The 21,935-nt window shown below is 67.8% G+C and carries 24 protein-coding genes; 7 read left to right on the top strand and 17 right to left on the bottom strand.

Annotated features, from left to right (window positions below):
- Window positions 1–9 precede the first annotated feature (9 nt).
- Both AADH62_RS04025 and radA read left to right on the top strand, forming a co-directional pair.
- Window positions 10–1,128 carry an acyl-CoA dehydrogenase family protein gene (locus AADH62_RS04025; protein WP_341578372.1) on the top strand — a complete coding sequence of 373 codons (1,119 nt, stop codon included), beginning with the start codon at window positions 10–12 and terminating at the stop codon, window positions 1,126–1,128.
- 164 nt (window positions 1,129–1,292) lie between these two features.
- Window positions 1,293–2,678, top strand: coding sequence for a DNA repair protein RadA (radA, locus tag AADH62_RS04020; RefSeq protein WP_341578371.1), 1,386 nt, complete (start codon window positions 1,293–1,295; stop codon window positions 2,676–2,678).
- Between the two features lie 12 nt (window positions 2,679–2,690).
- Here the strand turns inward: radA and AADH62_RS04015 are convergent, their stop codons facing one another.
- The 3 genes from AADH62_RS04015 to AADH62_RS04005 are packed head-to-tail and all read right to left on the bottom strand — an operon-like array spanning window position 2,691 to window position 4,388.
- On the bottom strand, window positions 2,691–3,101 hold the full coding sequence (locus AADH62_RS04015; RefSeq protein ID WP_341578370.1) for a dehydrogenase: 411 nt from the start codon (window positions 3,099–3,101) through the stop codon (window positions 2,691–2,693).
- Between the two features lie 50 nt (window positions 3,102–3,151).
- Window positions 3,152–3,835 (bottom strand): hypothetical protein, encoded by a 684-nt coding sequence (locus AADH62_RS04010; protein ID WP_341578369.1) that lies wholly within the window; start codon window positions 3,833–3,835, stop codon window positions 3,152–3,154.
- Window positions 3,836–3,881: 46 nt separating this feature from the next.
- Window positions 3,882–4,388, bottom strand: a complete 507-nt coding sequence (locus tag AADH62_RS04005) for an amino-acid N-acetyltransferase (protein ID WP_341578368.1) — start codon at window positions 4,386–4,388, stop codon at window positions 3,882–3,884.
- 182 nt (window positions 4,389–4,570) lie between these two features.
- Here AADH62_RS04005 and AADH62_RS04000 point away from each other — a divergent pair, with 182 nt between their 5' ends.
- Window positions 4,571–4,828 carry a hypothetical protein gene (locus AADH62_RS04000; protein ID WP_341578367.1) on the top strand — a complete coding sequence of 86 codons (258 nt, stop codon included), beginning with the start codon at window positions 4,571–4,573 and terminating at the stop codon, window positions 4,826–4,828.
- A 59-nt stretch (window positions 4,829–4,887) separates the two neighbouring features.
- On the opposite strand, the gene AADH62_RS03995 is transcribed toward AADH62_RS04000, so the two are convergent.
- Window positions 4,888–7,416 carry an ATP-dependent Clp protease ATP-binding subunit gene (locus AADH62_RS03995; protein ID WP_341578366.1) on the bottom strand — a complete coding sequence of 843 codons (2,529 nt, stop codon included), beginning with the start codon at window positions 7,414–7,416 and terminating at the stop codon, window positions 4,888–4,890.
- A 399-nt stretch (window positions 7,417–7,815) separates the two neighbouring features.
- On the opposite strand from AADH62_RS03995, the gene AADH62_RS03990 reads away from it, so the two are divergent.
- Genes AADH62_RS03990 through AADH62_RS03980 form a run of 3 tightly spaced genes read left to right on the top strand, consistent with a single transcriptional unit; the run spans window position 7,816 to window position 9,341 of the window.
- Window positions 7,816–8,439 carry a hypothetical protein gene (locus AADH62_RS03990; protein ID WP_341578365.1) on the top strand — a complete coding sequence of 208 codons (624 nt, stop codon included), beginning with the start codon at window positions 7,816–7,818 and terminating at the stop codon, window positions 8,437–8,439.
- A gap of 39 nt (window positions 8,440–8,478) precedes the next feature.
- Complete coding sequence (locus AADH62_RS03985; RefSeq protein ID WP_341578364.1) at window positions 8,479–9,096, top strand: hypothetical protein; 618 nt, start codon at window positions 8,479–8,481, stop codon at window positions 9,094–9,096.
- Window positions 9,093–9,341, top strand: a complete 249-nt coding sequence (locus AADH62_RS03980) for a helix-turn-helix transcriptional regulator (RefSeq protein ID WP_341578363.1) — start codon at window positions 9,093–9,095, stop codon at window positions 9,339–9,341. Before AADH62_RS03985 ends, AADH62_RS03980 begins: the two co-directional genes overlap by 4 nt.
- Before the next feature lie 130 nt (window positions 9,342–9,471).
- Here AADH62_RS03980 and AADH62_RS03975 read toward each other — a convergent pair whose 3' ends face one another.
- The 4 genes from AADH62_RS03975 to AADH62_RS03960 all read right to left on the bottom strand — a co-directional run bounded on the left by AADH62_RS03975 (window position 9,472) and on the right by AADH62_RS03960 (window position 13,346).
- Window positions 9,472–10,434 carry a hypothetical protein gene (locus AADH62_RS03975; RefSeq protein ID WP_341578362.1) on the bottom strand — a complete coding sequence of 321 codons (963 nt, stop codon included), beginning with the start codon at window positions 10,432–10,434 and terminating at the stop codon, window positions 9,472–9,474.
- Window positions 10,435–10,860: 426 nt separating this feature from the next.
- Window positions 10,861–11,556, bottom strand: a complete 696-nt coding sequence (locus AADH62_RS03970; protein WP_341578361.1) for a hypothetical protein — start codon at window positions 11,554–11,556, stop codon at window positions 10,861–10,863.
- A gap of 22 nt (window positions 11,557–11,578) precedes the next feature.
- A complete protein-coding gene (gene cls, locus AADH62_RS03965; protein ID WP_341578360.1) occupies window positions 11,579–13,096 on the bottom strand; it encodes a cardiolipin synthase in 1,518 nt (505 codons plus the stop codon).
- A 61-nt stretch (window positions 13,097–13,157) separates the two neighbouring features.
- The gene (locus AADH62_RS03960; protein WP_300591526.1) at window positions 13,158–13,346 is read right to left on the bottom strand and encodes a hypothetical protein; all 189 of its coding nucleotides are present in this window, start codon (window positions 13,344–13,346) and stop codon (window positions 13,158–13,160) included.
- Between the two features lie 109 nt (window positions 13,347–13,455).
- On the opposite strand from AADH62_RS03960, the gene AADH62_RS03955 reads away from it, so the two are divergent.
- Window positions 13,456–14,565, top strand: a complete 1,110-nt coding sequence (locus AADH62_RS03955; protein WP_341578359.1) for a DUF4192 domain-containing protein — start codon at window positions 13,456–13,458, stop codon at window positions 14,563–14,565.
- A 12-nt stretch (window positions 14,566–14,577) separates the two neighbouring features.
- Here AADH62_RS03955 and lysS read toward each other — a convergent pair whose 3' ends face one another.
- From lysS to folE, 9 genes are all read right to left on the bottom strand, one after another.
- Window positions 14,578–16,137 carry a lysine--tRNA ligase gene (gene lysS, locus AADH62_RS03950; protein ID WP_341578358.1) on the bottom strand — a complete coding sequence of 520 codons (1,560 nt, stop codon included), beginning with the start codon at window positions 16,135–16,137 and terminating at the stop codon, window positions 14,578–14,580.
- A 73-nt stretch (window positions 16,138–16,210) separates the two neighbouring features.
- Complete coding sequence (locus AADH62_RS03945) at window positions 16,211–16,906, bottom strand: DUF2520 domain-containing protein (protein WP_425355641.1); 696 nt, start codon at window positions 16,904–16,906, stop codon at window positions 16,211–16,213.
- Window positions 16,903–18,471, bottom strand: coding sequence for a PH domain-containing protein (locus AADH62_RS03940; RefSeq protein ID WP_341578357.1), 1,569 nt, complete (start codon window positions 18,469–18,471; stop codon window positions 16,903–16,905). Before AADH62_RS03940 ends, AADH62_RS03945 begins: the two co-directional genes overlap by 4 nt.
- Window positions 18,468–19,109 carry a PH domain-containing protein gene (locus tag AADH62_RS03935; RefSeq protein ID WP_425355640.1) on the bottom strand — a complete coding sequence of 214 codons (642 nt, stop codon included), beginning with the start codon at window positions 19,107–19,109 and terminating at the stop codon, window positions 18,468–18,470. Before AADH62_RS03935 ends, AADH62_RS03940 begins: the two co-directional genes overlap by 4 nt.
- Window positions 19,057–19,548, bottom strand: a complete 492-nt coding sequence (locus AADH62_RS03930; RefSeq protein ID WP_341578356.1) for a DUF3180 domain-containing protein — start codon at window positions 19,546–19,548, stop codon at window positions 19,057–19,059. Before AADH62_RS03930 ends, AADH62_RS03935 begins: the two co-directional genes overlap by 53 nt.
- Window positions 19,545–20,078: a 2-amino-4-hydroxy-6-hydroxymethyldihydropteridine diphosphokinase gene (gene folK / locus AADH62_RS03925; RefSeq protein ID WP_341578355.1), complete on the bottom strand. Its 534-nt coding sequence runs from the start codon at window positions 20,076–20,078 to the stop codon at window positions 19,545–19,547. Before folK ends, AADH62_RS03930 begins: the two co-directional genes overlap by 4 nt.
- A complete protein-coding gene (gene folB, locus AADH62_RS03920; RefSeq protein ID WP_341578354.1) occupies window positions 20,075–20,455 on the bottom strand; it encodes a dihydroneopterin aldolase in 381 nt (126 codons plus the stop codon). Before folB ends, folK begins: the two co-directional genes overlap by 4 nt.
- Entirely contained in the window at window positions 20,439–21,344 is a 906-nt protein-coding gene (gene folP, locus AADH62_RS03915) for a dihydropteroate synthase (protein ID WP_341578353.1), read from the bottom strand. The genes folB and folP overlap by 17 nt, the downstream gene beginning before the upstream one ends.
- Window position 21,345: 1 nt before the next feature.
- Window positions 21,346–21,930, bottom strand: a complete 585-nt coding sequence (folE, locus tag AADH62_RS03910) for a GTP cyclohydrolase I (RefSeq protein ID WP_195692798.1) — start codon at window positions 21,928–21,930, stop codon at window positions 21,346–21,348.
- Window positions 21,931–21,935 lie beyond the last annotated feature (5 nt).

Below are 21,935 nucleotides of genomic sequence, written 5' to 3'. Positions count from 1 at the left end.
GGAACACCCATGCTGACCCGACGCTCCCCGTTCGCCGTCCCCGCTGCCGAGCAGATCTGGATCGACACAGTCACGACGCTCGCTCAGGAGTTCGCGGCAACCGTAGCCGACGACGACCGTGACGCCCGGCTGCCGATCGAGCACCTGCGCGCCCTGTCGGCCTCGGGACTGGATGCCGCGTTCCTGCCCGTGGAGCATGGCGGCCAGGGCCTGTCTTATGTGACGCTGGCGCACACGGTCCGGATCCTCGCCGCCCACCATCCCGCCGTCGCCACCGTCTGGCTCATGCACATCGGCGCAGCCCACGCGCTCGTGACGATGTCGAGTCCCGACGAGGCGGCGTTCTTTGCCGCCGAGCTGCGCGCGGGAAAGCGATTCGTCAATGCCCTCTCCGAGCCCGCGGGGGGCAGGTTCTTCCTCGCGCCCCAGCAGAACGCGACCCCCACCGGTGAGAACTGGACACTCACCGGTCGCAAGGTGTTCGTCTCGGGCTCCGAGGCCGCCGACCACATGCTCGTCAACACGAGCATCGACGGGGTACCGGCCTTCTTCGGAGTGACCGTCGACGACAGCATCAGCTTCCCGCCCATCGACGAGACCGTCGGGATGCGCGCCACGCGCAGCCGCACGGTGCTGTTCGAGAACACACCGCTGCTGGCATCCCGCCGGTGCGGTTTCCCCCCTGCCGACTACGCCAACCTCATCACCGTCGGCTTCGGAATGCTCTCGATCGGCATCGCCGAGTCGGCGATGGATGCCTATGCCACCGCCGCCCGCAAGAGCAAGGGCGGCGCGCCCTCCCAGGCCGAGAACCAGTGGGTGCAGATGGAGACCGGCATGCTGTGGACGCAGCTGCAGGCAGCACGCCTGTTCGCCGAGCGCGTCGCCTGGCTTGCCGACGAGCGGTCCGAGGAAGCGATGCCCGCCGCCGCCGAGTCGAAGATGCTCGCCAACGAGGTGGCAAAGCAGGCAGCGGCCGAGGCGCTCCGCGTCGGTGGCGGCGGGAGCTTCCTGCTGAGCTCGCCGATTCAGCGGATCTTCCGTGACGCCCAGGCCGGCGCCCTCATGGCATATTCGGTGCCGCTGACCCAACAGGTCGTCGGCGAGGCAGTCCTCGCGACCGACTGATCCGCGGCATCCGTCGCTGGTGTCCGGGGCCAACTCCTCAAATCTGCGGTGTCCCGGGCCCCCGACGCCGCCCGTCAGTGCGCACAACCACCCGATGTGAGGAGTTAGCCACAGGCGAGGGCGCGCCGGGCGGCGGTGTCGGATGCCGCGGCTAGCCTGATCGCATGGCCAAACGCCCAACGACCGCCGCCCCGTACCGGTGCACCGAGTGCGGATGGACGACGGTCAAATGGGTCGGCCGCTGCGGCGAATGCCAGCAGTGGGGCACGGTGGTCGAGGCAGCCGAACAGACCGGGATCGTGCGAACGCTCGCCCCCACGGCGCCGAGCGCCGATCGCGCTGCGCAACCGATCACGCGGGTCTCGGCATCCGACGCGCCCCGCCGCACGACCGGCATCGGCGAGTTCGACCGCGTGCTCGGCGGTGGGCTTGTCCCCGGCGCCGCGATCCTCCTGTCTGGCGAGCCCGGCGTTGGCAAGTCGACACTGCTGCTGGATGTCGCGGCGCACTCCGCGGCATCCGGTCACCGGGTTCTTTACGCGAGCGCTGAGGAGTCGGTCGCGCAGGTCAGGCTGCGGGCATCGCGCACCGGTGCCCTGCACGACGAGCTCTACCTCGCGAGCGAGACAGACCTCGCGACGATTCTCGGCAACGTCGACGATGTGCAGCCAAGCCTTCTGATCGTCGATTCGGTGCAAACTGTGTCGTCGGCACTGCATGAGGGTGCGGCGGGCCATCCGTCGCAGGTGCGCGAGGTGGCGTCGACCCTCATCCGTGTCGCCAAGGAACGGGGCCTGCCGGTCATCATCGTGGGGCACGTGACCAAGGACGGCTCGATCGCCGGCCCCCGCATCCTCGAGCACCTCGTCGATGTCGTCTGCCACTTCGAGGGCGATCGCCAAAGTTCGCTGCGCTTCGTGCGCGCTCTGAAGAACCGATTCGGCCCGACGGACGAAGTCGGATGCTTCGACATGACCGGCGACGGCATCCAGGAAGTGGCAGACCCGAGCGCGCTGTTCCTCGGCCACGGCGACCCGGTCGCCGGGACGTGCGTCACGATCGCGATGGAGGGGCGCCGCGCGCTGCCGGTCGAGGTGCAGGCACTCACGATCAAGACCTCGGCCCCGAACCCGCGGCGCATCGTCAACGGCGTCGAGGCTTCACGCGTTGCCATGGTGCTCGCCGTGCTCGAACGCCGTGCAGGTGTGATCGTCAGCGACCACGATGTGTACGTGTCAACCGTCGGCGGGGTGCGCCTGGCCGAGCCCGCAGCGGACCTCGCCATTGCGGTCGCGGTTGCCAACGCCGTCAGTGAGACTGCCCTCGCCAGGGGAACAGCAGCCATCGGCGAGCTCAGCCTCGCCGGCGAGATCAGACCTGTGATGCAGGCAGCCCAGCGGCGGGCAGAGGCTGAGCGTCTCGGCTACCGCACAGTCGTGGATGCCGCATCCAAGAATCTGCGCGGCGCCCTCGGGGACCTGAGTCTGCACACGGTGCGGCCGGGCCGGCGACCCGGCTCCGGGCGCTCCGACGATGGACCAGGTTTCTAACTGCCGGCTGGGTCAGTCCTCGAGCCGAACCTCGAGAGCGGCAAGCACGTCGACTGGGCTTGCCTGCATCGGATGGGGCCCCGCCAGGTCGAAGAAGACTGTCGTGATCTCGTCGCGGTGCGCCTGCAAAAAGGTCTTCAGGCTTGCCGGCGGCATCAGCGCGACCGCCGGGGGAAGGGTCGCCGGCTTGTTCGCCGCGTCGCTGAAGAGGAGAAGAGCGACCTGGCCGGTGTTCGGGTCACGAAAGGTCCAAACCTCACCGACGTCGAGCGGATTGTCGCGCTGCCCCGGCTTCATGAGCGGCACCACTGTCGGACCGTGCCGCAGGGCAAAAGCAACGGCTGCGACGTCCTGCGTCTGAAGCGCATCAGCCAATTGCGTGTTGCGGAACTCCAGCGGCTTCGCGCCCTTCTTTCCAGCCATCCTTCCAGGGTAGATGACCCCACCGGCAGGCTCCCGACGTGCGGTCGGCGTCAGTAGAGGAAGAACTGCTTGGTCTGGTCCGAGGCGATGCCGCCGATCTCGACGGCGAGGTGGTACGACGCACCACCAGCGCCTGCCGCTGGCCGCGACTCGGAATCGCAGGTGCTGACGGATGACCGGGTCCGATCCCACATCAGCGGGGTCGAGCTCTCGACGGTCTGACCCGCCTCGAGCGTCACGATCATGTCACTTGGTTCGGTCTGACAGTCTGTCGAACGCCACCACGTGTCGCTCCCACTGGTGATCGTGAACGACTGCGTCGTGGTTCCGACATTGATCGTGCACGAGGCATCCGAGGTGTTCGTGAGCCGGATCGACAGCTGGGGGTTCTGGCCCGAGGCGTACTCGTCCTGGTCGGTGAGTGCCTCAACGATCACGTCTCCGCGCGTGCACGTCGGAGGCGCGGTCTCCAGGGGGCCGGGGTCGGTGGTCGCCGCAGCCTCAGGCGCCGACGAGTCAGTCGGAGCAGGAGTTGTCGCGCTCGGGGTCGGGCTGACGGATGACGTGCGGGTCGGCTTGGGACCGGCATCCGGCTGCGCGGCGCTCGACCACGGTTGAGCGACGAACAACCAGACGATCGCGGCGATGATCGCGATCAGCGCGAGCAGCACGACGAGGCGTCGTCGCCGGTACACGCCCGGGGATGGGCGGCGACGCGGTGGTTGGCTGCTCATGCCTCCAGGGTAGGCGCGGGGCCGCGCGACGCCGGATCGGCGCGCCTCAGTCGAAGGTCTTCAGCATCCGGGTGTTGCCGAGGGTGTTGGGCTTCACGTGGGCGAGGTCCAGGAACTCGGCGACGCCCTCGTCAGGGGAACGGACGAGCTGGGAGTAGACATCCGGGTCGACGACCTGCTCGCCGATCACCTCGAAACCACGGGCCGAGAAGAACTCCACCTCGAAGGTCAGGCAGAACAGGCGTCGCAGCCCGAGCGCACGCGCGTTCTCTTCCAGACGGTCGACGATCGCTCGGCCGACGCCGTGATGCAGCCACTCGTCAGCGACGATGAGAGTGCGGATCTCGCCGAGGTCGTCCCACATGACGTGCAGCGCACCGCAGCCGATGAGGTTGCCGTCGGCATCCTCCGCAACGGTGAACTGCTGCACCGACTCGAACAGCACCACGAGGTCCTTACCCAGGAGCACTCGCCGCTGCACCCAGGGCTCGAGGAGGGCCTGGATGGCTCGAACGTCCGCCGTTCGTGCCGGTCGGACGCTGAATTCGGTCATCCCCCCAGCCTAGAGCGCGAACTCTCCATGGAATCTGCCAGGCGCACCCCCTTCCCTGACTGACCGGCGCGGCGGATGATCGAGGTAGCACCACCGATCGCGCGGTGATGTCAAGCCCCCACCGTTTCGCCCGGTGCGGGTGGACCCTTCAGGAGCAGTTCCCTTCAACGGGAGGAGCCACCATGGTCCCCACGACATCCACCCCCACGCCCGCTGCCCCGCCCCGCGCCACCGCGCCGCCGGTTGAATCGGTCGTTCTCATCGGTCCCACCACGTACGAAGTGCACCGAGCCGATCGGGTCGTGGGTTACATCGACATCGTCGGCGGCGTCTATGTCGCCCTCGCCGGCCCCCGCTACGACCATGCGGTCGAGGTGCGGCAGTCGATCGTCCTCGACACAGCGGTCGCGGCGCTCCTCGCGCCTTCCGCTGCGGCCTGAGCCTAACGACGAAGGGGACGGATGCCGAAGCATCCGTCCCCTCTCAGCCTGTGCCGGGATCAGTCCGAGGTGATCGCCAGGTCAGGCGTGATCGAGATGTCGCCGCCCGAGATCACGCCGACCGCGACCTTCTCACCGCGCGGACCGTGCTCGAACAGGAACTGGCCGTTCTCGGCATCCACCTTCACGTGGTCGCCGGGGTTCAGTTCGCCGTGCAGGATCTTCTCGCTCAGCTGGTCCTCAATCTCGTGCTGCATCGCGCGACGCAGCGGGCGAGCACCGAGGGCCGGGTCGAACCCGACCTCGATGAGGCGATCCTTCGCGGCAAGCGACAGCTCGATCGTCATGTCGCGGTCAAGGAGCCGCTCGCCGAGGCGCTTCGTGAACAGATCCACGATCTGGCGCAGTTCGTCCTTGTCGAGCTGCGGGAACACGATGATGTCGTCGACGCGGTTCAGGAACTCGGGCTTGAAGTGGCGCTTGAGCTCCTCGTTCACCTTGCCCTTCATCCGCTCGTACGACGTCGAGGTGTCACCCTCGACCTGGAACCCGACCGGGCCGCCGGCGATCGCCTGCGAACCGAGGTTCGTGGTCATGATGATGACGGTGTTCTTGAAGTCGACGACGCGACCCTGACCATCGGTCAACCGGCCCTCTTCGAGGATCTGTAGGAGCGAGTTGAAGATGTCGGGGTGGGCCTTCTCGATCTCGTCGAACAGCACGACCGAGAACGGCTTGCGGCGCACCTTCTCGGTGAGCTGGCCGCCCTCTTCGAAGCCGACGAATCCGGGAGGGGCACCGAACAGACGCGAGACGGTGTGCTTCTCGCCGAACTCACTCATGTCGAGCGAGATCAGGGCACCCTCGTCATCGAACAGGAACTCGGCGAGTGCCTTGGCAAGCTCCGTCTTTCCGACACCGGTGGGTCCGGCGAAGATGAACGAACCGCTCGGACGCTTCGGGTCCTTCAGTCCCGCCCGCTGACGACGGATCGTCTTCGACAGGGCCGCGATTGCCTCCTCCTGGCCGATGACGCGCTGGTGCAGCGCCTTCTCCATGAAGACGAGGCGGCTCGACTCCTCCTCGGTGAGCTTGAACACCGGGATGCCGGTGGCCTGTGCGAGCACCTCGGCGATCAGGCCTTCGTCGACGACGGCGGGCGATGAGACCTCGCCCGAACGCCACTGCTTCTCGAGGCGCAGGCGCTCGGCAAGCAGGCTCTTCTCCTCGTCACGCAGGGACGCAGCCTTCTCGAAGTCCTGGTCCTCGGATGCAGCTTCCTTCTGCTCGCGGACCTTCGCGATCTTCTCGTCGAATTCGCGAAGCTCCGGCGGGCTCGACAGGATGCTGAGCCGCAGGCGCGCACCGGCCTCATCGATCAGGTCGATGGCCTTGTCGGGCAGGAACCGGTCGCTGATGTAGCGGTCGGCGAGGTTCGCGGCCGCCACGATCGCGCCATCCGTGATCTGCACCTTGTGGTGCGCCTCGTACCGGTCGCGCAGCCCCTTGAGGATGTTGATCGCGTGGGGCAGGCTCGGCTCGGCGACCTGAATCGGCTGGAAGCGGCGCTCGAGCGCAGCATCCTTCTCGAAGTGCTTGCGGTACTCATCCAGCGTCGTGGCACCGATGGTCTGGAGCTCACCACGCGCGAGGAGCGGCTTCAGAATGGATGCCGCGTCAATCGCGCCCTCTGCGGCACCGGCACCCACGAGGGTGTGGATCTCATCGATGAAGACGATGATGTCGCCGCGCGTGCGGATCTCCTTCGTGACCTTCTTGAGGCGCTCTTCGAAGTCACCGCGGTAGCGGGATCCGGCGATGAGCGAGCCGAGGTCGAGCGAATAGAGCTGCTTGTCCTTCAGCGTCTCGGGGACATCGCCCTTGACGATCGCCTGCGCGAGGCCCTCGACAACGGCGGTCTTGCCGACGCCGGGCTCACCGATCAGCACGGGGTTGTTCTTGGAGCGACGCGACAGGATCTGCATGACCCGCTCGATCTCCTTCTCGCGCCCGATCACGGGGTCGAGCTTGTTGTCGCGTGCTGCCTGCGTGAGGTTGCGACCGAACTGGTCGAGCACCTGCGAGCCGCCCTGCGTGGTTCCCTGGGCCTGCTCGCCGGCGCCGGATGCGACACCTGCGGGCTCCTTGCCCTGGTAACCCGAAAGCAACTGGATGACCTGCTGGCGCACCTTGTTGAGGTCGGCGCCGAGCTTGACGAGCACCTGAGCGGCAACACCTTCGCCCTCGCGGATGAGGCCGAGGAGGATGTGCTCGGTGCCGATGTAGTTGTGGCCGAGCTGCAGCGCTTCGCGCAGCGACAGCTCGAGGACCTTCTTGGCACGCGGCGTGAACGGGATGTGACCCGTCGGCTGCTGCTGGCCCTGGCCGATGATGTCTTGCACCTGCTCGCGCACGGCATCGAGCGAAATCCCGAGCGACTCGAGCGCCTTGGCAGCAACGCCCTCACCCTCGTGGATCAGACCCAGGAGGATGTGCTCGGTGCCGATGTAGTTGTGGTTGAGCATCTTCGCCTCTTCTTGGGCGAGCACAACCACGCGACGGGCACGGTCGGTGAATCTCTCGAACATCCGCTTACTCCTTCGGCCGGTGAGTCGCTGGATGCTGACCCACTGCTGGCGTCGTACATCGAGAGTAACGACGGAGCGGGAACGCTATGCCCGTGTTCGCCAGGGGCATACCGCCTGCGGCCGCCTGCGGCATCCGGCGCGGCTCGCGCTCGCTTGCCGCCCGCGCTCGCTTGCCGCCCGCGCTCGCTTGCCGCCCGCTTGCCGCCCGCGCTCGCTTGCCGCCCGCGCTCGCTTGCCGCCCGCGCTCGCTTGCCGCAACACGCCGCGGCTTCAGGCCGCCGAGAACAGATTGGGGCAATCGAATCCCGCACGTGGGCGCCGGAGTCGCAGTTGACGCGTTCCTGTCCTCGTCATATCGTTTATCAATAACAACGTTTATCGATATGCACGGAGATCCGAATGGCATCTACAACCAGCCCCTACCGAGCCCTGTCCCGAGGGGACACCGTCGCAATGTCAGTGTTCTTCGTCGTCGGGGCCATTTTCGTCGTAGGCACCGCGATCAGCGCGGTGTCGAACGTCATCGGGCTCTTCGCCGACTCCACGACACGGGTGTTCGCGGAGTTCGCCGGAACCCCGGCTCAAGCGCCGATCGGACCGGATGGCGCAAGCGTGACAGTCGAGCTCGATTCCGCATTCCTCCTTGCCGACCGGCTCCCGTTCGCGTCCGTGGTGGCGTTGGTCCTGGAACAGGTCGTGGTCGTTGCCGCTGTGGTAACGGTCGTGACGACTCTCCTGCTGGTGATGTGGAGCATCCTGCGCGGCCGGGTCTTCGGCCGCCGCAATACAACTCTCATCGGCACTGCGGCGACGGCCGGGTTTGCAGGAGTTGCGCTCGCCCCGTTCTTCGGCAACATGGGCGCGAACGGCGCGTTCGCCGCAATCTCAGGTGGCGACTTTGACAACGTCATCGTGTCGGCGAATCTCGTGCAGCTCTTCGGCATCGCCTTCCTCGGCGCCCTGGGCACAACGGTATTCGTGGTCGGCGATCGACTCCAGCGCGACACCGAAGGTCTCGTATGAGTCGTGACGCAGCGAACAGCAATAAGGAGCGTGATAAGCATGTCGCAGGATGTCGGGACTAGGCCCGGCCGCGCCGACCGGGGTGCCATCCGAACGATCGCAGTTCTGGCGGCCCTCATGGCGCTCGTTCTGTGTGCCGGCCAGGTCGCGCGGGCGTTCACCGTCCTCTTCTCCCCGGAGGTCACTCTCACCCTCCTCGCCGATACCCCGCTACCCGTTGCGCCGGATGCCGGGGTGACGGCAGCGTCGGTGGAATCGGCATCCGTCACCGCAGACTTCGCACAGTCGGCGCGGCTGCTGTTCGCTGCGGGGAACCTCGCCTTCGCCGTGACGGCGCTCGTCGTCGGCGCGGCGGCGGCGTGGATGCTGTGGGCCATCGCCTCGGGCATGCGCTTCCCGGTCACGCTGTACCGGTTCACGCTTGCGGCCGGATTCGCTCTCGTACTGGGGCCGCTGCTGGGGACCACCGCACAGGGCTTCGGTTCGATGGAGGCTGCCCATACGACCAACGATGCCCTCGGCGGCATCCTGCTGGCCGGATTCGGCGTCGACGGTTGGGGGCTCGCCGTTCCCCTTGTCGGGTTCGCGGTCCTGGCCCTGGGCTACGTCTTCCAGGCGATGCGCAGACTCCAGCGCGACACCGAGGGACTGGTGTGAGCCCCGCCGAGATCGAGGATGACGGCCCCAGCGGCATCCACTGTCGCCTCGACGAGCTGCTCGCCGAACGCGGGATGACCCTCACTCGCCTGTCGGAGATGGTCGGGGTCTCGGTGGTGAACCTCTCGATCCTCAAGAACGATCGTGCCCGCGCCATCCGGTACTCCACCCTCTCGGCGATCTGCCGGGCGCTGGATTGCGAAGTCGGCGACGTCCTCGTTCGCGCCGACGGATCGGCTGACTGAGCCCCTCAACTCCGCACTCCGCCCCAGCAGCCGTTCGTTTGCCGCAAACTGCGCCCGCGCCCGGCATGCCACGGCGTGTTGCGGCAACTGAACAGGGCGCGTGAACACCGTTGGCGGCGGGCCAACCCCGTCAGCAGCGGGCAGCGACGGCGAGACGGATGCGGGTGAACAGCTCCTCGCGGTGGCGATAGAGATCGTCCTTCGTGACCCTCACGATCCGCCAGCCACGCTCGACGAGCATCTCGTGGCGCCGAATGTCCCGCGCCCACTGCTCCGGGTCGCGGAGGTGATGCTCTCCCTCGTACTCGAAGCACGCACCTGCGCCGGGGTAAGCGAGGTCGAGCAGAGCGAGTAGTCGATCCCCCTCCGCGACGGGCCAGTTGCACTCAGGCTCCGGCAACCCCGCCTCAACAAACGCGAGCCTGAGGTGTGTCTCGGGCCGAGATCTCGAGCGCGTACGAACCAGCGGGCGCGCTGCTCGCAACCGGTCCACCCCGAGCCGGCGGCCCGCCCCCAGAGCGCGGTCCAGATCCGCAACGGATGCCAGAGCTGCGGCATCCGTCTCCCACATGGGCTCGCGCACCGTCGCGTCGCCAACAGCAATGAGGTCCTCCAGCGCGAGTTCAGTGGCGAGTTCTGCCCATACCGCGGCGGGCGTCGATACCCGCAGGCCGGTTGCGGGGTGGGTGCACACCTCCGCGAGGTGCGGTGAGATCGACCGGCCCCGGATGCCGCGAGCCCGCCCCGCCCGTGCCGGGAGCCTGACCGCGACGTCCAGCGGACGCGGCATTGTCGCATCGCCACGGCTTCGCGTGAGCATCCTCTGTGGCGGCAGTGGCAGCCCCCACAGGATGGCGGCGGTCACGTGGCTGAAGAACTCCTCCTCCCGCATCCGCCGTGAGTACTCGATGGCCCGTCGCACAATTGACTCTTCGCCGTTATCCGGCGCGTCCAGGTCGATTGAGCGCACGCCGTGGAACGGGCGGGCGAGGTCCTTTCGCCGCAAGCGCGCCTCCGGCACACCGAGACGGCGAGCGGTCGCCACGGCAAACGGCGGCGCGAGTCCAGGGGGAAGCGGCGTCGGCTGCGGCATCCGTTCAGGATCACCCGCGTCTTTCATGGGACGGTGCGCCAGGAGCGGGTCCGGGGATAACTCGCGCCGAACCGCCGTGCGGGGAGGAAGGGATCGACGACGCGTCAGGCCTGGCATGCCCCAAACCGCATGCTGAAGCATCGCGACGCGGCGTGTTGCGGCAAACGAAGAGGGACTGACGAGCGACGAGGAGCCCCCGGCGGCGAGGTCGGCCGGATGCTGTAGGCGTCAACGTCCGTTCGGTTGCCCCAAACCGTATCGTGACGCACCTTTGCACGGCGTGTTGCGGCAAACGAACGGGGCAGCAAGCCGCGAAACCGGATTCAGTTGCCGTATACGGCGGTGGCGGTCAGCCGTACGCGGCGTGTTGCGGCAAACGAACGGACGCCGCCACCGCCGCCACCCCCGGGCTCGCGGCCGGATGCGTCAGTCGCTGGTGCCGTAGATCGGGATCGTGCTGTCGAGGGAGTCGCCGCTCAACACGAGCTGAACGTCCGAAACGCCCGACAGACCGTCGGCAAAACCGAAGTTCGTGCGCGGTGCCATGTCCATCGTGCACGCCTGGTTTGCCGGCGGCTCTTGGAACGTGACCGTCACCTCGGCTTCCGCGGTGACCTCGCTCGTCTCAACCACCGGCACACAGCTCGACGATCCCCAGGTGAGGATGACGAACTGGCCCTGCTCCTGAGTCCATCCCGCTGTCGGCTCGTAGTCCGTCGAACCACCCGGGCCGGCGAGGCCTGAGACTCCAGGAAGTGTCACATCGCCGTAGTAGCCCTCGCCGGTAGCCCAGATCACGAGGTCCTGGGACGGGTCGACGCCCTCGGGCACCTGCACGAGCGTCGCGCGCGGTGCGAGGTCCGCGGTGCAGGGCTGGTCGGCATCGGGCAGAGAGAGTTCGACAGCGAGCGCGCCGTCCTGATTGATCTCGGCGCTCTCGGCAACGGGCACGCAGCTGCTGGATCCGGTGGTCACGAGCGCGATGATTCGACCGTCGTCAAGCCAGGCGGCGTTCACGTCGGTCTCCTGGCCGGCGGGGGCGTCGGAACTGCTGAGGCAGCCGGTGAGGCTGAGCGCGGCTACCGCGCCGAGGACGAGGGATGCAAGGACACGGCGTTTCATGAGGCTCCTTGATGCGGCGCTGCTACTGGAGCGCAGAGGTGAGTCGGGCGAGATTATCCAACACCGTGGACCTGAGTGGTTGCTTCATCCACTCCTCGAGCGTGAGCTCGCGGCTGAGCGACCGGTACTCGGCCTCAACGCGACGCATGTCGGCGACGAACTCCTCGCCGCGCACCATCATCGAGATCTCCATGTTGAGGCCGAAGGAACGCATGTCCATGTTGCTCGAGCCGATGACGGCAACATCGTCGTCGATCGTGAGGCTCTTCGAATGCAGGATGAAGGGCTTCTTGTACATCCAGATCTTGACGCCGGCACGAAGGAGGGCCTCGTAGTAGCTGCGCTGGGCGTGGTAGACCATCGCCTGATCGCCCTCTTCAGAGACAAAAAGCTCGACGTGGATGCCGCGCTGGCAGGCGGTGACGAGCGAGAGCAGCAGCGACTCTTCGGGCACGAAGTAGGGGCTGACGACGATGATCTTCTCGCGCGCCGCGAACAGGAGTCCCATGAACAGCTTGAGGTTGTTCTGGTATTCGAACCCGGGACCGGAGGGCACGATCTGGCAGTCGAGATTGCCACCCGAGTCTGAGGCGGATGACAGGTTGACCTGGTCGGTGAGGATTTCGCCGGTCTCGCTGTACCAGTCGGAGAGGAACACGACGTCGATCGACGAGACCACCGGCCCTTCGACGCGGGCCATGAGGTCGACCCAGTGCAGGCCTCGCTTGATGTTCTTCTTCAGGTTGTAGGTCGAGTCAGTAACGTTCTGCGAACCGACGAAGGCTACCTCGCCGTCGACGACCAGCAGCTTACGGTGGTTGCGCAGATCGGGTCGCTGCCACTTACCCTTCAGCGGCTGCACGGGCAGCATCAGGTGCCAGGCCGCACCCATGCGATCGAGCCGTTGCAGCGTCTTCTTGTAGAACGGCTTGCCGCGGTTGGCCCAGTGGTCCAGCAACACACGGACGGTGACGCCGCGCGCAGCGACCTCCTCGAGGGCTGCGAAAAAGTTGTCGGTCGATGCGTCGGTTTGCAGGATGTAGAACTCGACGTGCACGTAGCTCCGGGCGCCGCGAATGGCATCGGCCATAGCATCCAGGCTCGCCTGATACTCCGAGATAAGGGTGGCTTGGTTGTCACCGGTGAGCGGCATCGCTCCGAGGTTCGTGTTCAGATCGACAAGCCCCGTGAACCAGGCCGGCGCACCGGGTCGGAGCGTTCCGACCGCGATGCTCTCACCGTTCTCCCGCAATGCGGTATTGATCTGCTCCTGCTGCTGGCGCTTCTTTCGAGGCAGTCGCGGGTTCCCGATGAGCAGGAACAGCAACACACCGACGATCGGGATGAAGTAGATGGCAAGCAACCACGCCATCGCCGAGGTGGGGCGGCGATTGCGCGGGATCACGATGATCGCCGCGATACGGATGCTGAGGTCGAACAGGAAGAGCGCGAGGAGCCACCAGAACGCGATGTCGGGGAGGTCGACTGTCACATCGACATCTCCGCCGGACGTCAACGGCACAAGTCCTGCAAGCACCATGCGTCAGCTCCCTCCGCTGTGACGGTCTGACGGTCTGACGCCAGCGTAGTGGGAACTCGGGCTATTGCTCGGTTGCAGCGGGCGCCGGCGGAAGCCCCCGCGCCGCGCGTTCCTCGGCTTCGATGCGCGCATACTCGCGGCGCTCGTTGCGATCGGCACGGATGATGCTGCGCAGGACCCAGAAGAAGAGCGTCACTACAACGATGGTCGGCAGGATCGCCCACAGCGCTGCCACCCAGAAGTTGTCCACGCCTCCAGGATACGCGGCCCCCTCTCCCCAGGTCGCCCCGAGCCTCACCTATCCCCGGCATGCCGGTGATCCTGCCGTCCATCTGAGCGCCGCTCGCATGCTCAATCCCATGACTCCGATCATCCATGCGACCTCACCCGCCGAGTTCCTGACCGTCGTTCCTCGCCTCCTCGGGTTCGTTCCGCAGCGCAGCGTCGTTCTGGTGCCGTTCCGCCGCGGACGCAGTCGTGGGGCCCTACGCCTGGACCTCCCACCCGACGACGACCGCGCCGATGAGATCGCCGCGACCATGATGGGGCTCGTGTGCCGGGTGCCCGAGGCCGACGGCTGCGCGATCGTCGTCTACAGCGAGACGGATGCCCCGGCTCGCGCCCTTGTCGAGGGGATCGAGCGTCGAGCCGAGGCGTGCGGAGTGGTGATCGTCGAGGCGCTGTGGGTGGCCGGCCGACGGTGGGGTTCGTATGCGGGGTCGGACGCGGGCTCGGTTCCGTCAGCGGATGATCTGCCCCCGGGGCTCGGCGATGTCGCGACGCCCGAAGCGAACCAGTTCGCCGGCGCCGATCTGCTCCCCCTCGATGCCGCCCGATCGGACGCAGTCGAGAATGCGTGCACGGCGCTCGATGCGGCGATTCGTGCATTGGTGCTCACCGACGCGGAACATCCACCGGCCGATGCCGCGCGGATCGACCCCCGAGCGTTCGCGGCGGCATGCCTTCTCGATGACCTTCCGGCGTTCGTTGAGCGGCTGTTGAGCGAGGATGCTGCGACCCTCGACCCGTTTGAGATCGCCGCCGCCGCGTGGGCGCTCGGAAGGCCGTCGTTGCGCGACATCGCCCTCATCTGCTGGATCGACGGGATCGATGCCGGTGATGAGGCGGCCCACGCGCAGGCGCGCTGGGAAGACGGGGACGAGTACCCGAGCGAGATCGCGATGCGACTGTGGGGTGAGGGCGCGAGACCCTCGCCCGAGCGGCTGGGCCGCGCCCTGCTGCTCGCACGCCAGGTCGCCAGCGCCGTTCCTGCATCCCGACGCCCAGGGCCGCTCGCGGCGGCGGCATGGTTCTCGTGGGCCCTGGGCAGGTCGACGCACGCCGACCTCTTCGCCCAGCAGGCGACGGCGATCGAGCCGGAGCATGGCCTCGCCGAGATCGTGCGCTCGTTCGTGGGCGCCGGCCACCTGCCCGACTGGGCGTTCCGGCTGGATGAACCGGGGCGGTGACCGCGCGCCCGCCTATTTCACAAGGGGGAAGAGGATGGTTTCACGGATGCCGAGACCCGTGATCGCCATGAGCAGCCGATCGATCCCCATCCCCATGCCACCGGTAGGCGGCATCCCGTGCTCGAGGGCACGCAGGAACTCCTCGTCGATCCGCATCGCCTCGTCGTCCCCGCGCGCGGCAAGCTTGGCCTGCGCTTCGAAGCGCTGACGCTGGATGACGGGATCGACCAGCTCGGAGTATCCGGTCGCCAACTCGAAGCCGCGCACGTAGAGGTCCCACTTCTCGACGACGCCGGGGATTGATCGGTGTTCGCGCACGAGCGGGCTCGTGTCGAGGGGAAAGTCCATGACGAACGTCGGGCGCACGAGCGTCGGCTTGACGAAGTGCTCCCAGAGCTCCTCGACGAGCTTGCCGGGAATCGGGTGCGCGGGAACGTCGACGCCGAAGCGCTCGGCGATGGCTGTCAGGTCGGCGAGCGGTGTTGCGGCGTCGACGCGGGGGGCGGCATCCGTGCCCTGCCAGGCAGCAGCCAGCGCCTCGTTGAGGGAGTCATACATCGACATCCGCTCCCACTCCCCGCCGAGGTCATAGACCGTGCCGTCGGCCCAGGTCACCTCGGTCGAGCCGGTCACGGCGATCGCGGCGTTCTGGATGAGCTCCTGCGTGAGGTCGGCGATGCCGTTGTAGTCGCTGTAGGCCTGGTAAGCCTCGAGCATCGCGAACTCGGGGCTATGGGTCGAGTCCGCTCCCTCGTTGCGGAAGTTGCGGTTGATCTCGAAGACGCGGTCGATGCCGCCGACCACGGCGCGCTTGAGGAACAACTCAGGAGCGATCCGCAGGTACAGCTCGGTGTCGAACGCGTTCGAGTGGGTGATGAAGGGCCGAGCTGACGCCCCACCGTGCTGCACCTGCAGCATCGGGGTCTCGACTTCGACGAATCCGTGAGCGGCGAACGTGTCGCGCAGGCTCCGGTTGACGCCCGCGCGGGCAAGCACAGTCTGGCGCGCCTGATCGCGCGCGATGAGGTCGAGGTAGCGGCTGCGGACGCGGCTCTCTTCGCTCAGTTCTGCGTAGAGGTTCGGAAGAGGGAGTAGGGCCTTCGCGGCGATCGCCCACTCGGCCACCATGATCGAGAGCTCGCCGCGGCGGCTCGAGATCACCTCGCCGGTGACGGCGACGTGGTCGCCGAGGTCGACGAGTTCCTTCCATCGCTGCAGCGATTCCTCGCCCACGGCGGCAAGCGAGACCATCGCCTGGATGCGGCTGCCATCGCCTGCCTGCAGCGCGGCGAAGCACAGCTTCCCGGTGTTGCGGCTGAAGACGACCCGACCCGCGACAGACACGGCCTCGCCCGTCTCGTCTCCTGCCTCGAGATGGGCGAAACGTTCGCGGACTTCCGCGATCGAGGCGGTCACGGGCACACTCACCGGATAGGCGCCGCCCGCGGCGTCCGTGCGCTCTGCCAGCAGCCGCTCGCGCTTGGCCAGCCGCACCGCCTTTTGCTCGAAGACGTCCTCGTCGGATGCTTCGGGGGCGGCGTCCGCGGGCACGGCGGCAGGCGTGTCGGTCATGAGGGGGGCTCCTTGAAAATCGTCGCCCAGTCTATCGGCGGGCCGTCGGGACTCCGTTGGCGGTCACTCCGGCTCAATCCACGGGCGGGCGTATGTCGTCGGTTCCCGCCTCGACGAGCGCGTGGTCGACCGTCGTATGCATGAGCGCCGCGAGATAGCGCCCCGGCTCGGCAACGCCGGCCGAACGCAGCAGGTCGGTGGCCTGACGGATGATGGAGCGCGAGAAGTCGGTGGCGGTCGTCACTCCCTCGGCGTAGGCGGCTCGGTCGCTCTCGGCGATGATCACAGGCTCGCACCCCAGTTCGACCGCGAGCGCCTGCGCGATCGGCAGGACGGGCGCCGGCGCAGTGACAGCCGCGTACGCACCGACAAGGGTGCGCAGGTCGATGGAGGTGCCGGTGAACGCGATCGCCGGATGAATCGCCAGCGGAATCACGCCGCGCGCCAGCGCCGGAGCGAGGACGCCGGTCCCGAACGCCGGATCGGTGTGCACGACGAGTTGACCCGGCTGCCAGGCGTCGAGTTCGGCGAGGCCGGTGACGAGTCCCTCGAGCTGATCGTGCGGAACGGCGATCACGACGAGCTGGCTCTCCCGCACGACATCCTGCGGGTCCCGGATGGGGACGCCCGGAAGGATCGCGGCGACGCGGTCGTCGTCGGATCCGCTCGTGATCGAGACGATGGCGTGCCCCGCTCCCGCCAGTGCCGCACCGATGACAGGACCGACCTTTCCTGCGCCGACGATCCCGACGCGCAGCCTGTCGCTCACTCCGCCCCCGCCCAGCGGTGCGAGCGGTCGGACGCAACAGCGCCGATAGCAGCACGCTCACCCTCATCGAACAGGCGCAGCGCGTCGTCACGATCGAGGATGCCGAGGCTGCCCGACACGCGACCGATGACCGTGTGCGCGCGGATGTTCGCAACGCGAAGCGCGCGATCCACAGGACCCTGGCTCACCTCGAGGCTCTGCATCCGTGCCAGCGGTACGACGGCGAGAGTGCGCCAGATCCGGCCCCGACGCAGGAACAACGCGTCAGTTCCGAGCCAGTATCCGTTGCGGCGCCAGGAGAGCGGTCGAAGCAGCCGGGCCCGTCTCGGCGTGGTTGTGTATGGGTCGTCGGCGACGGGACCGAGGGCGCCGTTGTCGACGATCATGGGCCAGTCATCCTGGTCGATCGTCGGCAGGATGAGCCGCAGCACCCGCTCGACATCGGCGCGGTTGCCCACCGGCAGGACGGTGCCGAACTGGTCGTTGGCGCCGTCGCTCAAGCTGCGACCCGAGAGCCGGTTGATACGAATCGCCCACCAACCGAACGGGCGCCACATCAGCGGCTGGGTCACCTCGACGGCGTGGATGCGACCCGGCGGGATGATCTCGGTGATCGTCGTGAGGAGGCCATACGTGATTCGCACACCGCTCGGGGTAGGGGCTATCGAGTAGCGCAGCGACCGGGTGATCGAGCGGATCCAGTAGGCACCGAAACCGAGCACCGCCGGAACGACGGCGAACAGCACCCACCCGGTCGTCGTGACCGCCCCGGTCACGATCGCAGCGATCGCCGCGACCAGAAAGATCGTGGTGCCCGACAGGGTTTGGGAAGCGACCAGCCGGCCGACCGGAATCGACACAACCGACTCGGGCTCAGCAACGGGCGCCTCTGCCCCCGCGATCAGGCCGGTGATCCCAGCAGAAACGGTCTCGGATGCCTTGGCACGCCGCTGCGCCTGGCCCCGCTCGCCGAGCTGACGGCCCGATGCGAGCCGCAGGATGTCGCCGCGAATCGCCTCCGCGTTCGCCGTCGACAGGTATTCGAGCTTGACGTTCGCGTCCAGGCCCGCGCCCACGACCTCGAGCTTGGCCAGGCCGAACAGGCGCGCAACGGTGGGGCGTGTCAGGTTCACTCCCTGCACCCGGTCAAGCGGCGCGCGGCGATGCGACCGGAAGACGACGCCCGAGCGCACCTCGACATCGTCATCCGTGATGCGGAAACTGTGGAAGCGCCAGGCGAGATAGAAGAGGCCGATCAGCACGATCACGACGGCAAGCACGACGAGCGTCGCGACCAGGATCAGGTTGTGCGAGACGACGTAGTCGACGGGGTCGCCGGGGATCGACTCTCCCTCGAAACCGGGAGCCAGCCAGGGCAGGAAGATCGCGATGAGCCGGTCACGCAGGTTCGCGATGATGACGCCGGCGACGATCACCAGCACCAGCCCACCGCGAAACAGTGGCGTCAGGGGATGCATCCGATGCCATTCGCCGTCACTGAGCGGCGAGCGCACCTCCGCGGCGGGCGGCGGGGTGGGAGGCGGGGCGGGGGTGGCGTCGGTCACAGGCCGGTCCGGCGGGTCTCGGCTACCGCGATGAGCGTGTCACGCAGCTGCTCGGCGGCGTCCTGCCGGATGCCGGGAATCGCGACCCCGGTCGTGGCTGCCGCGGTCACGAGCTTGAGCTGCGCGATTCCGAACCCGCGATCCAGCGGACCGTGCGTGATGTCGACGAGCTGCATGCGCCCGTAGGGCACAGCGACGACTCGTTGCCAGAGGATCCCCTTACGAAAGACCAAGTCGTCCTCGCGCAGCTGATAGCCGTAGGCACGGGCCTGGCGCGGCGTGACAGCAAGCGTGATCGCGAGGATCACCAGCACGATCCCCGCGGGGATCCAGACCCACCCCACCCCCACGATCAACCAGATCGCGAGTGCGGCCGCGAGCACGAGAAGGAAAAGGATGCCCGACGAGATGAGTTGCACCCAGACGTACTGCCGGGCGAGCTGATGCCAGGTGCCGTCGCCGATCGGAAGCCGGTTGGCAGATCGCGGCTCGAGGATCCGTGAGAACGTGCCCTCGTCGAGCGCGGAAGTCTCGGCGCCCTCCGCCGCTTGCGGCTCAGTGGCTGGGGGCTCAGCGGTTGGGGGCTCAGTGGCTGTGGGCTCCGAAGCCGGGGTCGACGCCTCCGGGCTGTTCGTCATCGTCATCCTTCCGGATCGTGCACAGATACTCGGCCACGAGCCCCGCCGCGACCAGCAGAAGCCCGGCGACGAGCGTTGCCAACTGGGTCGCCATCGAGCCTAACGGCGGGACCACGGGTCGGGTCAGGAGGAAAACCACCAATCCTCCCGAGAAGCCGACGGATGCTGCGCCGAGCAGGCTCGACGCCTTCGCGAGCATGGCGATGCGCAGGGCCCGGAACGGGTTGATCGGCGCGCGGGTGTGCCCCCGGGATGCTCGCCACACCGGGATCGCGAGCGCGACAACGATGGCCCCCAACGCAATGAGCAGAACCGGAAGCGTGATCAGCGGCGTGAAGGTTGCGCGTCCTGTCGCGGTGAGCAGCTGGTTCACGAGGAAGCCGCCTGCCAGCGCAATAGCGGCGGTCGCGATCAGGATGCCGGCGCCGGTGCGTTTCACGAGGCATCCCCGAGGCGCTCGAGGAGGTCGGCTACCCGCCCGGCGCCGACGAGGGATGCATCAGGGTCGAGGCTCAGCCACGGCGCGAGCACGAAATCGCGCTCGGCTGCGCGCGGGTGGGGAAGCGTCAGCGTCGGGGTGTCGCAGACGAGGTCGCCGTAGGCGATGAGATCCAGATCCAGGGTGCGATCGCCCCACCGTTCGCGCCGCACGCGTCCGTGCTGGTCCTCAATGGCGTGCAGGTAGCTCAGCAGCACGGTAGGCGCGAGGCGCGTCGTGACGACGGCCACGGCGTTCAGGTAGCCGGGTACGTCCGGATCGGGGCCGTCGAGGGTGACCGCGACCGACTCCATGGGTTCAGACATCCTCACCGCCGACACCAACGGAAGCCGCTCGATCGCGGTGGCAGCGGCAGCCAGCGTCTCGCGCCGATTGCCGAGGTTCGCCCCGAGCGCGATGACCGCGTCTACGGCGGGAGCGGCATCCGGGTGGGCGGCCCCGTCGAAGCCTTCGGCCAGGCGGCGGCTCACGCTCCGCCCTCCGCACGGTTGCGCGTGATCGTCACCGAGACATCCGTGAACTGCTGCTGGATGGGAGCCTGCGGCTTGTGCACCGTGACCCGCACCGCGAGAACACCGGGGAACGCGAGCACACGAGCGGCGATCCGCTCAGCGAGCGTCTCGATGAGGTTGACCGGGTCACCGGCGACGATGTCCGCGACAGCGTCGGCGACCTCGCCGTAGTGGACGGTGTCGGCAACGTCATCTGTCTGGGCGGCGCGCTCGGCGCGCACGGTCAGGGCGAGGTCGATGACGAAGTCCTGACCGTTCTCGCGCTCATGATCGAAGACGCCGTGGTGGCCGAAGACGCGAAGCCCCTCGAGCCGGATCTCATCGAGCTGTGGCATCCGAACCTCCCCACAGCTCCGCGATCCGCAGGGCGTCGCGCGTACCGGCGACGTCGTGGACCCGCACACCCCACACCCCGGCGCGCGCGGCAAGAGCGCTCGTGATGGCCGTCGCGCCATCGCGCCGAGCTTCGGTGACCGTGCCGATCGTGTCGCCTGACGAGTCTTCGCCGCCAGCGCGGGTAGCCGCGGCTCCCGTGTGCTCGGTGAACCGGCGCTCGGCGTCAACGGATGCCGCGGCCAGCGCCTCGGCGAGGAACCGCTTGCGACTCGTGCCCAGCAGCACACGCTGCCCCGCCGCGACGAGCTCTGGCAGGGCGCGCAGCACCTCCCAGTTCTGCTCGGGACGCTTGCCGAAGCCGATGCCGGGGTCGACGATGATCCGGTCGGGAGCGATGCCCGCCGCGCGGGCAGCCGCAACCCGCTCGGCGAGCTCAGCTGCGACCTCGGCGGCGACGTGTGCGTACTGCGCCGGTGCGTACATCTCCCGCGAGTGCCCACGCCAATGCCCGAGGATGATCTCGGCGTCAGTCTCAGCGACGGCGGGCAGCATCGCGGCATCCGCGAGTCCCCCCGAGACGTCGTTGACGATCCTCGCGCCCGATTCGACAGCAGCGACGGCGGTCGACGCGTTCATCGTGTCGATGCTGATCCAGGCGCCGCGCTGGGCGAGGGCACGGATGACGGGCACCACCCTGTCGCGTTCGACCGAGGGGTCGACACGCTCGGCACCGGGGCGGGTCGACTCACCGCCGACATCGAGAATGTCGGCCCCGGCAGCCCACAATGCCAGACCGTGCGAGATCGCCGCTCCCGTGTCGAGATAGCGGCCGCCGTCGCTGAACGAATCGGTCGTGACGTTGACGACCCCCATGACGAGCGTGGACATGTCAGCTCGCCCCGATGAGCGCGATCAGCTCGGCGCGCGCGACTGGCTCTTCGTAGGCTCCGCGAGCGGCAATCGTGACGGTGGATGCGTCGGTCTGGCGGCCTCCGCGCATCGTGACGCACTCGTGGGTGGCATCCAGCACGACGAGCACCCCGCGAGCATCGAGTGCTTCCGAGATGGTGTCGGCGATCTGTTCGGCAAGGCGCTCCTGCACCTGCGGCCGCGCGGCGAGCACGTCAACGACCTTCGGCAGTGCGCCAAGACCCACCACCTTTTCGCCCGGCAGGTACGCGATGTGGGCGTGGCCGCGGAACGGCAGCAGGTGGTGTTCGCACACGGAGCGGAACAGGATGTCGCGCAGCATCACCGCCCCCGAGGGCAGCGTCTCGGGGGCCGGTCCCCGCGAGATCGAAATCGTGTGGGCAAGCGGGGCAGCCGGATCTTCGCCGATGCCTCCGAAGAACTCGGAGTAGGCATCCGCGACCCGCTCAGGGGTCAGCTTCAAACCGGGGCGATCAGGGTCTTCCCCGATCGCCTCGAGCAGTTCGCGCACCAGTGCGGCGACGCGTTCACGATCAACGGCCACCAGGC

The sequence above is a fragment of the Microbacterium schleiferi genome, from assembly GCF_038150145.1.
Taxonomy (GTDB): Bacteria; Actinomycetota; Actinomycetes; order Actinomycetales; family Microbacteriaceae; genus Microbacterium; species Microbacterium schleiferi_B.
This window is presented reverse-complemented; position numbering and strand designations above follow the sequence as displayed.

Bases quoted from the DNA above. Each gene is read 5' to 3' on its own strand.
- AADH62_RS04025 (WP_341578372.1), top strand. From the start codon at position 10: ATGCTGACCCGACGCTCCCCGTTCGCCGTCCCCGCTGCCGAGCAGATC.
- radA (WP_341578371.1), top strand. From the start codon at position 1,293: ATGGCCAAACGCCCAACGACCGCCGCCCCGTACCGGTGCACCGAGTGC.
- AADH62_RS04015 (WP_341578370.1), bottom strand. From the start codon at position 3,101: ATGGCTGGAAAGAAGGGCGCGAAGCCGCTGGAGTTCCGCAACACGCAA.
- AADH62_RS04010 (WP_341578369.1), bottom strand. From the start codon at position 3,835: ATGAGCAGCCAACCACCGCGTCGCCGCCCATCCCCGGGCGTGTACCGG.
- AADH62_RS04005 (WP_341578368.1), bottom strand. From the start codon at position 4,388: ATGACCGAATTCAGCGTCCGACCGGCACGAACGGCGGACGTTCGAGCC.
- AADH62_RS04000 (WP_341578367.1), top strand. From the start codon at position 4,571: ATGGTCCCCACGACATCCACCCCCACGCCCGCTGCCCCGCCCCGCGCC.
- AADH62_RS03995 (WP_341578366.1), bottom strand. From the start codon at position 7,416: ATGTTCGAGAGATTCACCGACCGTGCCCGTCGCGTGGTTGTGCTCGCC.
- AADH62_RS03990 (WP_341578365.1), top strand. From the start codon at position 7,816: ATGGCATCTACAACCAGCCCCTACCGAGCCCTGTCCCGAGGGGACACC.
- AADH62_RS03985 (WP_341578364.1), top strand. From the start codon at position 8,479: ATGTCGCAGGATGTCGGGACTAGGCCCGGCCGCGCCGACCGGGGTGCC.
- AADH62_RS03975 (WP_341578362.1), bottom strand. From the start codon at position 10,434: ATGCCGCAGCCGACGCCGCTTCCCCCTGGACTCGCGCCGCCGTTTGCC.
- AADH62_RS03970 (WP_341578361.1), bottom strand. From the start codon at position 11,556: ATGAAACGCCGTGTCCTTGCATCCCTCGTCCTCGGCGCGGTAGCCGCG.
- cls (WP_341578360.1), bottom strand. From the start codon at position 13,096: ATGGTGCTTGCAGGACTTGTGCCGTTGACGTCCGGCGGAGATGTCGAT.
- AADH62_RS03955 (WP_341578359.1), top strand. From the start codon at position 13,456: ATGACTCCGATCATCCATGCGACCTCACCCGCCGAGTTCCTGACCGTC.
- lysS (WP_341578358.1), bottom strand. From the start codon at position 16,137: ATGACCGACACGCCTGCCGCCGTGCCCGCGGACGCCGCCCCCGAAGCA.
- AADH62_RS03935 (WP_425355640.1), bottom strand. From the start codon at position 19,109: ATGACGAACAGCCCGGAGGCGTCGACCCCGGCTTCGGAGCCCACAGCC.
- folB (WP_341578354.1), bottom strand. From the start codon at position 20,455: ATGCCACAGCTCGATGAGATCCGGCTCGAGGGGCTTCGCGTCTTCGGC.
- folP (WP_341578353.1), bottom strand. From the start codon at position 21,344: ATGTCCACGCTCGTCATGGGGGTCGTCAACGTCACGACCGATTCGTTC.